Source organism: Stenotrophomonas sp. 1L-E-5-B-C3, from assembly GCF_057292075.1.
The window spans coordinates 193,269-206,432 of record NZ_JBXAWS010000007.1; the positions used below are offsets into that span (position 1 = coordinate 193,269).

At 67.6% G+C, this 13,164-nt stretch carries 12 protein-coding genes and 1 riboswitch; of the genes, 6 read left to right on the top strand and 6 right to left on the bottom strand.

Translation table 11 applies throughout. The features are described 5' to 3' along the window. Nucleotides 1-67: 67 nt before the first annotated feature. A complete protein-coding gene (locus AC0Z6F_RS11505) occupies nucleotides 68-1,087 on the top strand; it encodes a ribonucleotide-diphosphate reductase subunit beta (RefSeq protein ID WP_012509755.1) in 1,020 nt (339 codons plus the stop codon). Nucleotides 1,088-1,244: 157 nt separating this feature from the next. Here the strand turns inward: AC0Z6F_RS11505 and AC0Z6F_RS11510 are convergent, their stop codons facing one another. Continuing rightward, nucleotides 1,245-1,880, bottom strand: coding sequence for a LysE family translocator (locus AC0Z6F_RS11510; protein ID WP_065724126.1), 636 nt, complete (start codon nucleotides 1,878-1,880; stop codon nucleotides 1,245-1,247). Between the two features lie 152 nt (nucleotides 1,881-2,032). Between AC0Z6F_RS11510 and AC0Z6F_RS11515 the strand changes: the two genes are divergently transcribed. From AC0Z6F_RS11515 to AC0Z6F_RS11525, 3 genes are all read left to right on the top strand, one after another. Next, complete coding sequence (locus AC0Z6F_RS11515) at nucleotides 2,033-2,434, top strand: acyl-CoA thioesterase (protein WP_004136204.1); 402 nt, start codon at nucleotides 2,033-2,035, stop codon at nucleotides 2,432-2,434. A gap of 55 nt (nucleotides 2,435-2,489) precedes the next feature. Beyond that, nucleotides 2,490-3,296, top strand: coding sequence for an NAD-dependent protein deacetylase (locus AC0Z6F_RS11520; RefSeq protein WP_012509757.1), 807 nt, complete (start codon nucleotides 2,490-2,492; stop codon nucleotides 3,294-3,296). A 154-nt stretch (nucleotides 3,297-3,450) separates the two neighbouring features. Next, nucleotides 3,451-4,551 (top strand): NADH:flavin oxidoreductase/NADH oxidase, encoded by a 1,101-nt coding sequence (locus AC0Z6F_RS11525; protein ID WP_485617231.1) that lies wholly within the window; start codon nucleotides 3,451-3,453, stop codon nucleotides 4,549-4,551. A 3-nt stretch (nucleotides 4,552-4,554) separates the two neighbouring features. Here AC0Z6F_RS11525 and AC0Z6F_RS11530 read toward each other — a convergent pair whose 3' ends face one another. Then, complete coding sequence (locus tag AC0Z6F_RS11530; RefSeq protein ID WP_485617232.1) at nucleotides 4,555-5,466, bottom strand: LysR family transcriptional regulator; 912 nt, start codon at nucleotides 5,464-5,466, stop codon at nucleotides 4,555-4,557. Nucleotides 5,467-5,580: 114 nt separating this feature from the next. Here AC0Z6F_RS11530 and purU point away from each other — a divergent pair, with 114 nt between their 5' ends. Next, nucleotides 5,581-6,432: a formyltetrahydrofolate deformylase gene (gene purU, locus AC0Z6F_RS11535; protein ID WP_485617233.1), complete on the top strand. Its 852-nt coding sequence runs from the start codon at nucleotides 5,581-5,583 to the stop codon at nucleotides 6,430-6,432. Nucleotides 6,433-6,544: 112 nt separating this feature from the next. On the opposite strand, the gene pncA is transcribed toward purU, so the two are convergent. Together pncA and AC0Z6F_RS11545 are read right to left on the bottom strand one after the other, a co-directional pair. Continuing rightward, nucleotides 6,545-7,171 (bottom strand): bifunctional nicotinamidase/pyrazinamidase, encoded by a 627-nt coding sequence (gene pncA / locus AC0Z6F_RS11540; protein ID WP_100470115.1) that lies wholly within the window; start codon nucleotides 7,169-7,171, stop codon nucleotides 6,545-6,547. Nucleotides 7,172-7,226: 55 nt separating this feature from the next. After that, nucleotides 7,227-7,913: an epoxyqueuosine reductase QueH gene (locus tag AC0Z6F_RS11545; protein WP_012509762.1), complete on the bottom strand. Its 687-nt coding sequence runs from the start codon at nucleotides 7,911-7,913 to the stop codon at nucleotides 7,227-7,229. Nucleotides 7,914-8,074: 161 nt separating this feature from the next. Next, a riboswitch (cobalamin riboswitch) is annotated at nucleotides 8,075-8,289 on the bottom strand. A 127-nt stretch (nucleotides 8,290-8,416) separates the two neighbouring features. On the opposite strand from AC0Z6F_RS11545, the gene AC0Z6F_RS11550 reads away from it, so the two are divergent. Then, entirely contained in the window at nucleotides 8,417-10,291 is a 1,875-nt protein-coding gene (locus AC0Z6F_RS11550; protein ID WP_485619079.1) for a patatin-like phospholipase family protein, read from the top strand. Between the two features lie 79 nt (nucleotides 10,292-10,370). Here the strand turns inward: AC0Z6F_RS11550 and AC0Z6F_RS11555 are convergent, their stop codons facing one another. Further along, nucleotides 10,371-11,324, bottom strand: coding sequence for a DUF1028 domain-containing protein (locus tag AC0Z6F_RS11555; protein ID WP_100435543.1), 954 nt, complete (start codon nucleotides 11,322-11,324; stop codon nucleotides 10,371-10,373). A gap of 405 nt (nucleotides 11,325-11,729) precedes the next feature. Then, nucleotides 11,730-13,097, bottom strand: a complete 1,368-nt coding sequence (locus AC0Z6F_RS11560) for a helix-turn-helix domain-containing protein (protein WP_012509765.1) — start codon at nucleotides 13,095-13,097, stop codon at nucleotides 11,730-11,732. Nucleotides 13,098-13,164: the final 67 nt, after the last annotated feature.

Genomic DNA, 13,164 nt, shown 5'->3' on the forward strand with positions numbered 1-13,164 from the left:
TACGGAAACATCAAGGTAGCGCCGGGCCACGCCCGGCGTTTTGACCCGAGAAGACAAGGAAACACCCATGGCCGACAAGCCCAAGCAGATGCTGCTCGATCCCGGTTTTGAACTGACCCTGCGCCCTATGCGCTACCCGCAGTTCTATGACATGTACCGGAATGCGATCAAGAACACCTGGACGGTGGAAGAGATCAACTTCCAGATCGACATCAGCGACCTGCACAGCAAGATGTCGCCGGGCGAGCGTCACCTGATCCACCGCCTGGTTGCGTTCTTCGCCACCGGCGATTCGATCGTGTCCAACAACCTGGTGCTGAACCTGTACCAGCACTTGAACGCACCCGAAGCGCGCATGTACCTGTCGCGCCAGCTGTACGAAGAAGCGCTGCACGTGCAGTTCTACCTGACCCTGCTCGACAACTACCTGCCGGATCCGGACGAGCGCGTCAAAGCCTTCGCCGCGGTGGAGAACATCGACTCGATCAAGAAGAAGGCCGATTTCTGCTTCAAGTGGATCGACTCGATCCAGAACCTGAAGCGCATCGAGACCCGCGAAGAGCGTCGCCAGTTCCTGCTCAACCAGATCTGCTTCGCCGCATGCATCGAAGGCCTGTTCTTCTTCGCCGCGTTCGCCTACGTGTACTACTTCCGTTCGCGCGGCCTGCTCAACGGCCTGGCCTCGGGCACCAACTGGGTGTTCCGCGACGAAAGTGCGCACATGGACTTCGCCTTCGAGTGCGTGGACGTGATCCGCGAGGAAGAGCCGGACCTGTTCGACGACAAGATGAAGCAGGATGTCTATGACATGCTGGCCGAAGCGATCGAGTGCGAAGTGCAGTTCGCCGAGGACGTGCTGTCCGGTGGCGTGGCGGGCATCTCCACCCGTGACATGCGCCAGTACCTGCAGCACTGCGCCGACAACCATTTCCATCGCCTGGGCATGGAGCGCAAGTACAACGTGCGCAACCCGCTGAGCTTCATGGAACTGCAGGACGTGCAGGAACTGACCAACTTCTTCGAACGCCGCGCCTCGGCCTACCAGGTGGGCGTGCAGGGCGAAGTCGCCTTCGACATGAACTTCTGATCGAACCAGTCAGGCCTGTCGCAACGAGAAACCCCGGCCAACGCCGGGGTTTTTTGTTGGTAGCGCCGGGCCATGCCCGGCGGAAACCGTCCGGCACGACGGACAACGTCGGCCGCGCTGCGCGCTCGCCGGGCATGGCCCGGCGCTGCCGTATGTCTTACCGCCGCCCTTCCACCGCCATCCGCACCGCCAGCCCGGCCAGCACCGTGCCCATCAGCCAGCGTTGCACCACCTGCCAGGTCGGGCGCGCGGCGAGGAAGCCGGCGATGCTGCCCGCGGTCAGCGCGATGATGCCGTTCACGGTCACACTCACCGCGATCTGGGTGGAGCCCAGCACCACCGATTGCAGCAGCACGCTGCCTTCGCTGTCCGGGTGCAGGAACTGCGGCAGCAGCGACAGGTACATCACCGCCACTTTCGGGTTCAACAGATTGGTCAGGAAGCCCATCGTGAACAGCTTGCGCTGGCTGTCCTGCGGAAGCTCGCGTACCGCGAACGGCGAGCGGCCGCCGGGCTTGAGCGCCTGCCAGGCCAGGTACAGCAGGTACAGCGCGCCACCAATGCGCAGCGCGTCGTAGGCGAACGGTACGGTCATCAGCAGGGCGGTGATGCCCAGCGCCGCGCACAGCATGTAGAACACGAAGCCCAGCGCCACCCCGCCCAGTGAGATCAGGCCTGCCACCGGCCCCTGGCAGATCGAACGCGAGATCACGTAGATCATGTTCGGCCCGGGCGTGAGCACCATGGCCAGCGAAACCAGCGCAAAGGCCAGCAGGTCGGAAGTGGCGGGCATGGGCAGTCCTGGCAGTGGGCGTGGCGCAGTGTAACGCCTGCCACAGGCGCGGCCTGCGCAGGCACCGCTGCCGGGTGACCGTTGCACGTGCATTTCGATGGCCATCACGCCGGTCGCTTAGAATCCGCAGCACCCCACACTGAAGCACCCCCATGACCCCGATCCACGAGACCGTGCCGCCCACCGAAGTGCGCATGGCCGAAATCGTCTTCCCCAACCACACCAACCACCTTGGCACCCTGTTCGGTGGCCAGGCGCTGGCGTGGATGGACAAGGCCGCCTTCCTGGCCGCCGCACGCTATTCGCGCCGCACCGTGGTGACCGCGCGCAGCGACCAGGTCGACTTCAAGCTGCCGATCCGGATCGGCCAGATGGTGGAAACCATTGGCCGCATCGTCGAAGTCGGCCGCAGCTCGATGAAGGTGGAGGTGGAACTGGTCGCCGAAGACCTGCACAGCGGCGAGCGCAAGCTGTGCACCCGCGGCCACTTCGTGATGATCGCGCTGGACGAGGAAGGCCACCCGATCGCGGTGCCGCCGCTGCCGACAGCCTGATCCGCCGGCTGAACCTGCGCTTGCGGGGGCGGCGCCGCGCCCCCATCTGGCAGCCATGACCCCGCCACTGACCGACTTCATCGACCGCGCCCAGCGCCTGTTCGTACTGACCGGCGCCGGCTGCAGCACCGCCTCGGGCATTCCCGATTACCGCGATGCCGACGGCCAGTGGAAACGCACGCCGCCGGTGACTTACCAGGCCTTCATGGGCGAGGCGGCCACCCGCCAGCGCTACTGGGCGCGCAGCCTGCTGGGTTGGCCGCGCTTCGGCCTGGCCCAGCCCAACGGCACCCACCAGGCCCTGGCGGCCCTGGAAAGCCGCGGCACGCTACAGGTGCTGCTGACCCAGAATGTGGACGGCCTGCACCAGCGTGCCGGCAGCCACAACGTGATCGACCTGCACGGCCGTCTGGATCTGGTGCGCTGCATGGGCTGCGAGCGTCGCAGTGATCGTGAGGACTTCCAGCAGCGCCTGTTGGACGCCAATCCCGGCTGGGACGCGCTGGAGGCCGGCATCGCGCCCGATGGTGATGCCGATCTGGAGACCGATTTCTCTGCGTTCGTGGTGCCCGAGTGCCCGCACTGCGGCAGCGTGCTGAAGCCGGACGTGGTGTTCTTCGGCGAGAACGTGCCGCGTGAACGCGTGGCGGCGGTGCACGATCACCTGCAGCAGGCTGACGCCGTACTCGTAGTGGGTTCGTCGCTGATGGTCTATTCCGGTTTCCGCTTCGTGCAGGCCGCAGCCAAGGCGGGGCTGCCGGTAGCCGCGCTGAACCGTGGCCGCACCCGCGCCGACGACCTGCTGTTGTTCAAGGACGAGCGGGATTGCGCGGAAGCACTGGCTGGGTTCGTCCTCGGGTAGCGCCGGGCCATGCCCGGCGGAAACGGGGTGCCGCGCTGCGCGCCGGCGCTACCCACATCGCGCCCCCACGAAACAGCGATCCATCCAGACGGTTGATTCGCAGGCCGTGCGGCGGTGCAATACGCCCCCCCATCCGCTTCTCCCCCGCCTCGCCGTGACCCAGCTGTTTTCGCCGATCTCGTTCGGCCCCCTGACCCTGTCCAACCGCATCGTCATCGCGCCGATGTGCCAGTACTCCGCCGAAGACGGTCGCGCCAGCGATTGGCACGCCATGCACCTGGGCAACCTGGCGCAGTCCGGTGCCGGCCTGCTGATCCTGGAAGCCACCGCGGTCGAACCGCGCGGCCGCATCAGCTGGGCCGACCTGGGCCTGTGGGACGACGGCACCGAGGCCGCGCTGGCACAGGTGCTGACCAGCGTGCGCCGCTGGTCGCCGATGCCGCTGGGCATCCAGCTGGGCCATGCCGGCCGCAAGGCCTCGGTGAGGCGTCCGTGGGACGGTGGTGGTCAGTTGCCGGCCGACGATGCGCGTGGCTGGGCCACCGTGGCGCCGTCGCCGCTGCCGTTCCATGCCGCCGATCCGGCACCGCAGGAACTGGACGAGGCCGGCATCGCCGAGGTCATCGCCGCCTTCGCCGCCAGTGCGGTTCGCGCCGAGCGCCTGGGCTTCGAGCTGATCGAGCTGCATGCCGCGCACGGTTATCTGCTGCACCAGTTCCTGTCGCCGCTGAGCAACCGCCGCGCCGATGGCTACGGTGGCTCGCTGCCGAACCGCCTGCGCCTGCTGGTGGAGGTGTTTGATGCCGTGCGTGCGGCGGTGTCCGACAAGGTCGCGGTGGGCGTGCGTATTTCCGCCAGCGACTGGGTCGATGGTGGATGGGACCTGGTGCAGAGCGAAGCGCTGGCACAGGTGATGGACGCGCGCGGCTGCAACTTCCTGCATGTCTCCAGCGGCGGCCTGGACGAGCGCCAGAAGATCACCGTCGGCCCGGGTTACCAGGTGCCGTTCGCGGCGGCGATCAAGGCCAAGGTGCGCATGCCGGTTATCGCGGTGGGCATGATCACCGAACCGGAGCAGGCCGAGTCGATCCTGCGCCATCGCCACGCCGATGCGGTAGCGCTGGCGCGCGGCATCCTCTACGACCCGCGCTGGCCGTGGCATGCCGCCGCCGCGCTGCGTGACAGTGTGGACGCGGCGCTGCAGTACCTGCGCTGCGAGCCGCGTGATGCGCGCGGCGTGTTCAAGACGCGCTGAGGCTCACACCCGCCAGGCCGGCGCCATGCCGGCCTGCAGGTGCTCGAACAGCGCGCGGATCTTGGCGGTGAAGTCGCGGCGGTCGCTGACGCAGAAATAGACCTCCATCGGCGCCGGGCGCCATTCGCTGTCGGCACCGAACACCGCCTGCAGGCGGCCATCGCGCAGGTAGGGCTCGGCCACGAATGCAGCCAACCGCGTGATGCCGGCACCGGCCACCGCCAGCGTCGCCAGCGCATCGATGTCATCGCAGACCATGCTCGGTGGCAGTGCCGCGTCCACGCGCTGGCCATCCTTCAGCAGTCCCCAGCGCAGCGGCCGGCCGTCGGTGGGAAAGCGGTGCAGCAGCCCGCGATGGCCGCTCAGCTCGGAGGGTTGCTGCGGGGTGCCGTGTGCCTTCAGGTAGGCCGGCGAGGCGCAGAACACGAACGGCACGCGCGCCAGCTGCCGTGCGACGACCCCGTCCTCCAGCTGTGCACCGATGCGGATGCTGGCATCCACCGCTTCCGGGCCGTGCTGCACGGCGCGATCGGTCAGCCGCAGCTCCAGCTGCAGTTGCGGGTAGCGCTGCTGCAGCGAAGGCAGCAACGGCGCAAGCACGTGGCGACCGAACGCGCTGCTGCTGGCGATGCGCAGCGGTCCTGCCGGTTCGATGTCACCGGAGGTGATCATCGCCTGCGCGCGCGCCAGGTCGGCTTCGATGTGGCGCACTTGCGCCAGGTACAACGCGCCGGCCTCGCTGAGGGCCAGCTGGCGCGTACTTCGGTTCAGCAACCGTACGCCCAGATGCGCCTCCAGCCGGTTGATGTTCTGGCCGACTGCGGTGGCGCTGATGCCAAGGATGCGGGCCGCAGCGGCAATGCTGCCGGTCTCTGCGGTGCGGGTGAAGCTGCGGATCAATTGCAACAGGTTCATGACCGACCAGCTTGCCATGGAGAAACCCAAGTATCGCTTGGGACTGAACCAAGCAGGTCGGTTGCATCGGTGACCATCGATCCGCCGGGCCGGGCGCTGCCCTACACTCGGGCGATGCGCCCCGATTCCATCCTGACCCTGTCCTGCCCCGACCGTACCGGTATCGTCTACCGCGTGTCCGGCCTGCTGTTCGACCACGGCTGCAACATCCTCGACGCCCAGCAGTTCGGCGACGAGGAAAGCGGCCGCTTCTTCCTGCGCGTGCATTTCGACCGCGATGCTGGTCTGCCGCTGGAGACCGTGCATGCGGCCATGGCTACGCTCGCCGCCGGCTTCGGCATGGACTGGCAGCTGCACGATGGCCGCCGCCGCGCGCGCCTGCTGGTGCTGGTCAGCAAGCAAGGACACTGCCTCAATGACCTGCTGTTCCGCGCCCACAGCGGCCAGCTGAAGGTCGACATCGCGGCGGTGGCGTCCAACCACGCCGATTTCGCAGCGCTGGCCGCGTCCTACCAGGTGCCGTTCCACCCCCTGCCGGTGACCGCCGATACGCGTGCGGTGCAGGAACAGCAGATCATCGACCTGGTCGAACGCGAACGCATCGACCTGGTGGTACTGGCGCGCTACATGCAGATCCTGTCACCCACGTTGTGCCGCGCCCTGGCCGGCCGTGCGATCAACATCCACCACAGCTTCCTGCCCAGCTTCAAGGGCGCGCAGCCGTATCATCAGGCGCACGCACGCGGGGTCAAGATCATCGGTGCCACCGCGCACTACGTCACCGAGGATCTGGACGAAGGTCCGATCATCGAACAGGACGTGGCCCGCGTGGACCACGCGATGGTTCCGCGCGAACTGGTGCGGCTGGGCAGCGATACCGAATCGCTGGTGCTGGCACGCGCCGTGCGCCGCCATGTGGAACACCGCATCCTGCTCAACGGGCACCGTACGGTCGTGTTCCGGTAGTGCCGGCCGCTGGCCGGCAACAGCAGAGATCCCGGGGTTGCCGGCCAGCGGCCGGCACTACCGTTTCGGGTCGGATTACCGGTAGCGCCGGGCCGTGCCCGGCGGTTGTGGGTCAGGCGATCGCGATCCCCGCCTTGCCAAGCGCCTCGCGCACCATCGCGTCGTTGGCGTCGGTTACCGGCTTGGTCAGCTCCCACAGGAATCTCACCCGGAAGCCGGACTTCACCGCGTCCTGCGCGCTCCACAGCACGCAGTAGTCGCGGGCCAGGCCGCACACGTGCACCTCGCGGATGCCACGCTCGTGCAGCCAACCGGCCAGGCCGGTGGCGGGGCGGGTACCGTCGGGCCCGTGGTTCTCGCGGAAGGCACTGTATGAATCCACTTGCTGGCGGGTGCCCTTGCGCAGGATCAAGTCGGCCACGGTCCAGTCCACGCCGGGATGCAGGGCGGCACCGGCGCTGCCCTGCACGCAGTGGTCCGGCCACAGGGTCTGCGGCTGCGCGTGCAGCAGGATGGTCTCGAAGGGCCGTCGGCCGGGGTGCTGGCTGGCGAACGAGGCATGGTCGGCCGGGTGCCAGTCCTGGGTCGCCACCACGGTGCGGTAGCGGCGCTGCGCCAGCAGTTCGGCAATCGGTGCTACCAACGCATCGCCCTGGTCGCAGGCCAGTGTGCCACCGGGCATGAAGTCCGGCTGCAGGTCGATCACCAGCAGGGCGACATCGGCGGGCAGGGCGGTCATGGCAGATCCGGTACAACGAAAGGGGCGACCAGCGTGGCCGCCCCATGCGCACACGTCAATCGCCCTGCGGCGTCTCAGCGTCCTGCCCGTAGTACAGCAGGCCGATCTTGATCCGTTCGCGGCCGTTCTCGCGGCGGTGGCGGTTGGCATCGCGCAGCGAGTACACGCAGCCGCAGTATTCCTGCTGATAGAACTGCTCGCGCTTGCTGATCTCGACCATGCGGCTGGCGCCGCCGCCCTTGCGCCAGTTGTAGTCCCAGTACTGCAGGCCTTCATAGCGGGATGCGGCGCGGATGCCACAGTCGTTGATCTGCGCCATGTTCTTCCAGCGCGAAATGCCCAGCGACGAACTGATGGTGTCGTAGCCATGCTCGTGCGCATACAAGGCGGTGCGCTCGAAACGCATGTCGAAGCACATCGTGCAGCGGATACCACGCTCGGGCTCGTTCTCCATGCCGCGTGCACGGCTGAACCAGTTGTCCGTGTCGTAATCGCAGTCGATGAAGGGAATGTTGTGCTGTTCGGCGAAGCGGATATTCTCCTGCTTGCGCAGCTCGTACTCCTTCACCGGGTGGATGTTGGGGTTGTAGAAGAAGATCGCGTAGTCGATCCCGGAGGCGGTGATCGCCTCCATCACTTCGCCGGAGCAGGGTGCGCAGCACGAGTGCAGCAGCAGGCGCTGGCCGTTTTCGGGCAGGGACAGGGTGGGGCGTTGGAGCTCGGTCATCGTCAGGTACCGCATGGACCGCCGGCAACGGCGGTGGCCCATGCATCAGCGCGTGGGTGAACAGGTCTGGCCGGAAACCGTGAACAGGACGCACGCGGCCGCACCGCCTGCAGGCGCAGGACAACGACGGCCCCGGCAACCTCCCCGCGGAGATTCCAGGTCGAGTCAGGGGACGGTCGTGTCCCCCGGCCGGGGCCGGTATTCGGGCTGATGGACACGGGCCGCAGCCCACCTACTACCCGCCGCTTCCCAGGCGTGAGCCCAGTGCTGTTGGCAGGATTCGTTTCCATTCACCGCTGCGGGGCAGCTCCGGAATGGGCGCGCGAGGCGCCTTCACCGGATTCCCGTTTAAATTCCTGCCGCCATCAACGCCACGGCAGGGATACCTTCGGCGTGCCAACGGTGGACGCGTCGAGGGCAATGGTCAAGGGCCAATGAAAGTGCAGGGCTGTGGCTGGTTTCTCAGGCTGTGAGAGCGCCTCTTGCGATACTGGGCACCGACAGACGGGAGGTGGCTCGTGGCGGCGAAGTACTGCGATCTGGTCATGAAAGGCGGCATCACCAGCGGCATCGTGTACCCCAATGCGGTACTGGCGCTGGCCCGCGAATATCGCTTCAAGAGCATCGGCGGCACCTCGGCCGGCGCCATCGCCGCGGCGGTGGCAGCGGCAGCGGCATGCGGTGATCGCCGCCAGCAGGCGGGTGAGCACCTGTCCGGCGACGCAGGCTACAGCGGGCTGTCGGCGGTGTCGGCGCAGCTGTCGCGGCGTGGCTTCATCTACAGCCTGTTCCAGCCGGCGCGAGGCGCTCGTGCAGCGTATCGGCTGCTGGTGGTGCTGACCGGCAATGCCCGCCTGCCGCACAAGTTGCTGTGCCTGGCCGTTGCGGTGTTCGAGATTGCACCGCTGGAAGTGCTGGTATCGCTGGCGCTGCTGCTCGGCCTGGGCTGGTGGGGCGGCGGTTGGAGCGGCGTGGCCGCCACGCTGCTGCCGTCGCTGCTGTGCGCCTATGGTGCCGGCGTGGCCGGTGCCGCGCTGCGCGTGGCCCGGGTGGCGCGGCGCAACCTGTTGGGCCTGTGCAGCGGCCTGGGCCGCGACGCGCGCAGACCGGCATTGACCGAATGGTTGCACGAGTGCCTGCAGCAGCTGTCCGGCAAGCCGCTGGATGCACCGCTCACGTTCGCCGACCTGCACGATGCGCCGCGCTATGCCGGCGAGCCGGACAGCCCGCATGCGATCAGCCTGCAGATGATCACCACCTGTGTGTCGCACAACGAGCCACGCACCTTGCCGCTCGGCGGCGCGCAGTTCTGGTTCCTGCGCGAGGAGTTCGAGCAGCTGTTCCCGGCCGGCGTGGTGCAATGGCTGGTGACGCAGGCCGGCCCACCGCTGGAGGTGGACGGGCGGCAGTACTACCACCTGCCGCAGGGCCCGAAGCTGCCAGTGCTGGTGGCCACGCGCATGAGCCTGAGCTTCCCGTTGCTGATCAGCGCGGTGCCGTTGCATGAGCCCTCGCGCCGCGAACGCCGCTGCGAACCGACCGCGCCTGCGGCCGACCAGGAACACAATGTGGCCGACAGCATGGAAGGGCTGACCAGTGCCGGGCAGACCTGTGGCCCGGTGATCACCGCATTTCGCATCTGCTGGTTCTCCGATGGTGGCATCAGCAGCAACTTCCCGATCCACCTGTTCGATGCCGCGTTGCCGCGCTGGCCGACCTTCGCCATCAATCTGGTCTACCCGCAGCACGCCGAAGACGTGAGCCACGGTAGCAGTGGCCGCCAGGCGCTGGAACACGCGGTGTTCCTGCCCACCGAGAACCGCCACGGCTGGCAGCGTACCTACCAGTCGATCGCCACACCGCTGGCCGCTGCGGAGCTGGGCCGTTTCCTGTTCGCGGTGGTGGCGACCATGCAGAACTGGCGCGACCTGCTGCAGGCGCGTGCACCGGGCTACCGCGACCGCATCGTGCACGTCAGCCTGCAGGGCGACGAGGGCGGCATGAACCTGGACATGCCGCAGGACGTGCTGACCCGCATCGCCGACAAGGGCAGCCTGGCCGGTGCGCGCTTCTGTTCGTTCTCGTTCGAGAACCACTACTGGATCCGATGGCGCAACCTGGCCTCCGCCTACCAGCGCTACACGCTGGAAGTGGCGCGTACCGATGACCCGGCACAGCAGGTGCTGGCTTATCGCGCGGCATACGCGATGGTTGCCAGTGGCCAGCCGACGCCGCCGTCGTACAAGCTGGGCTCGGAAGACAAGCGGTTGGCCTCGCAGCAGTTGTGGGGGCTGATGGTCGAGCAGGGACGCAGCTGGGACGACCTGGGCCCGGACCTCACCGACGGTGCACCGCGTCCGCTGCCGCAGATGAAGGTGACGCCGATCTATTGATCGCTGTCCGGTAGCGCCGGGCCATGCCCGGCGGCTTTTTCCATCGCTGCGCTCGCTGGGCATGGCCCGGCGCTACCGTCTATCGCCACGGCGCCACCACCGCATCACCCTGCAACGGCGCATACAACGGCAGCGCCAGTTCCTGCTTCACCCAGCCCGGATTGAGCGCACGCAGTCCTGCCAGATACTCGCGCGCCAGCGCGGTATCGCCCTGTCGCATCGCCAATCGTGCGGCGCGCGCCCAGGTGCGGTCCCAGCCGTGTGCCAGCGACAACGACGTTGCCAGCGCCGCGCGCGCACCTGCCACATCACCCTTCTCCCAACGCTCCTCGGCGTGGATGATCGCTTCGTTCGACAGGCGCATGTCGTACAGCTCGCGCAGCCTCGCCACCGCACGCGGGTCGGCGTCCACGCGCAGGTCGGTGTCCTGCCAGTCGCCACCGGGCGTACGCACCAGCAGCGCCGCCGACCACTGCCCGCTGCGTTGACCACCCGCTGCCTGACCGGCTTCCAGCGCCGCAAGCAGGCGTGCGGCCAGCGGCCCACGTGAGGCGGCGAAGACGCGTTGCATCGCCGCCAGCACCTCGGGCCCGGCCAGGCCATTGCCTTGCAAACTCAGCATGCCCTCGCCCTGCGCACCGGCCCAATCCGCCTGCTGCGCAGTAGCGCCGGTGTACTGCGCATTGCCGCCGCGTGCGCTGACCAGTCCCACTTGGCGCTCGGCAAGCGTGGTGCCATCGAAGTTGCCGTCTTCATCCAACAGCTGCTTCAGCACCTGCGAAGGCGTGCGGCCTTTGGCCAACAGCTCAAGGCCTTTGGAGCCATAGGTCGGGTTGGTCTCGAACTGGCTGGCGACCGCGCCCACCTTCGCCTGTGCCCACGGCACACCCACGCCGCCGACCGCCAGGTTGTGCGTAGCCACCGCCACACCGCAGTCGCCGGCCTCATTGCAGGCCGCAATGGAAAAGGTCGCCCACGCCGGCGCAGCAAAGGCAGCGAGCAGCAGGGCCAGACAAGAGCGCAGTAATGACATGGGGTGTCTCCAGGGCGGGCATTGCAATGGGATGCAGCCTACGCACGAAAGGTTTAGTAGATCCACGCCATGCGTGGATCTACCGTGTCGACCAAGGTCGACACCCACCAAGAGCAGCGTGCCGACCAACGGTCAGCACCCACCAACGGTCAGCACCCACCAACGGTCAGCACCCACCAACAGTCAGCACCCACCAACAGCAGCAGGAAACTGTCGAAGGCGGGGTGGTGTCGGATTGCGGGGTGTCCGCGGCATGGATGCCGCGGCCAAGCCCCCAGGGACGGGTTCACGGCGTCCCCGCAATCCGACATCACCCCGCCATCCCACGGAATGCCAGCTTTTGCCGTTGCTGTTGCCGTTGCTTCGGCCTCTGCAGGTGCAGGGCGCAGCCCTGCCGAACCACCCCTACCTCCCCGGCAACTGCGCGAACGCGCGCTGCATGCAGTCCTCGCGCGGGCACACCCGGCACCCCGGTCCGATCGACACCGAATTACCCGGGCTCTGCACATCCAGCCCCAGTGAATACACCAGCCGCTCGGCGTGCTGCAGATCGCAGCCCAGCGCCACCGCGAACGTCTTGCGCGGCTGGCCATGGCCCACCGGCCCGCTGCTGACCTGCCGCGCCAGCCAGAAATGGCGGCGGCCATCGGGCATGCGCGCGGTCTGCGTCAGGATGCGCCCCGGCTGGTTGAACGCCTCGTAGACGATCCACAGCGGGCACGAGCCACCCACCTGCGAGAAGTGGAAATCGGTGGCGGAGTGGCGCTTGGATACGTTGCCGGCGCGGTCCACCCGGATGAAGAAAAACGGCAGGCCGGGTGCGCTGCGCCGTGCCAGCGTGCTCAGCCGGTGGCAGACCGCTTCGAAGCCGACGCCGAACTGATGCGCCAGCAGTTCGATGTCGTAGCTGCTGGCTTCGGCCGCACGCAGGAAGCGCATGTACGGCATCACCAGCGCGCCGGCGAAATAGTTGGAAAGACCGATCCGTGCCTGCGCGATGCGCGCGTCATCGGTGAAGCCGGCACGCGCCACCACCGCATCGATCTGCGGCAGGTAGCCGTGCAGTGCCAGCTCGGCGGCCATCTGGAATGCCTGCTGGCCAGGCTCCAGATAATCGGGCAGCCACAGCCGCCGCGCACCGGCGTCGTACTGGCGCTTTTCGCGCCCGGCCTGCAGTGCGGCCACCTCCACCAGCACGCCATGGCGGTCGGCCAGCAGCTGGCGCAGCCGTGGTGCCACATGCCCCGGTGACAGCCCCCACTCGGCGAACAGCTGCTCGGCCAACTCATCCAGCTCGGGGATGTGGTTGTGCATGCGGTTGAAGAACTCGCGTACCTGGTCGCCAGCGGGCAAGGTGCTGCCGGCGCCGGGCTCACCCAGCTGGAACTCCAGTGCGGCGGCATGCTCGCGCAGCGCCAGGTGGCGGCGGTGCAGGTCCAGCAGCGCGCGGCTGACCTGCGGCAGGTTGCCGGCCAGCGCGCGCAGCTCCGTGGCGCTGACCTCGGCCAGGCCCAGGTCGCGCAGGGTCTCGCCCAGCGCTTCCTGCAGCGCGGCGGGCTCATCGTCGTCGAACAGGGCGGAAACATCGCCCAACACCTCGCCCAGCTTCTTCTGCACGGCCGGCGTGAGTGGACGCTTGTTGCGCTCGATCTGGTTCAGGTAGCTGGCCGACAGCCCCAGCGCCTGCGCCAGGGCCGCCTGGCTGTAGCCGCGCTGTTCGCGCAGCCGCAGCAGGCGAAGGCCGAGTTGCCGCTGGGTGGCTGAATAATTCACAGAATTAACATGAATCGTCTGGCGTGTTGGCCAGATTAAGCGGATTCAGCCCGGAAATCGAGGTGGC

Coding starts and splice junctions, on each gene's coding strand:
- AC0Z6F_RS11505 (WP_012509755.1), top strand. CDS start 68: ATGGCCGACAAGCCCAAGCAGATGCTGCTCGATCCCGGTTTTGAACTG.
- AC0Z6F_RS11510 (WP_065724126.1), bottom strand. CDS start 1,880: ATGCCCGCCACTTCCGACCTGCTGGCCTTTGCGCTGGTTTCGCTGGCC.
- AC0Z6F_RS11515 (WP_004136204.1), top strand. CDS start 2,033: ATGACCCCGATCCACGAGACCGTGCCGCCCACCGAAGTGCGCATGGCC.
- AC0Z6F_RS11520 (WP_012509757.1), top strand. CDS start 2,490: ATGACCCCGCCACTGACCGACTTCATCGACCGCGCCCAGCGCCTGTTC.
- AC0Z6F_RS11530 (WP_485617232.1), bottom strand. CDS start 5,466: ATGAACCTGTTGCAATTGATCCGCAGCTTCACCCGCACCGCAGAGACC.
- purU (WP_485617233.1), top strand. CDS start 5,581: ATGCGCCCCGATTCCATCCTGACCCTGTCCTGCCCCGACCGTACCGGT.
- pncA (WP_100470115.1), bottom strand. CDS start 7,171: ATGACCGCCCTGCCCGCCGATGTCGCCCTGCTGGTGATCGACCTGCAG.
- AC0Z6F_RS11545 (WP_012509762.1), bottom strand. CDS start 7,913: ATGCGGTACCTGACGATGACCGAGCTCCAACGCCCCACCCTGTCCCTG.
- AC0Z6F_RS11555 (WP_100435543.1), bottom strand. CDS start 11,324: ATGTCATTACTGCGCTCTTGTCTGGCCCTGCTGCTCGCTGCCTTTGCT.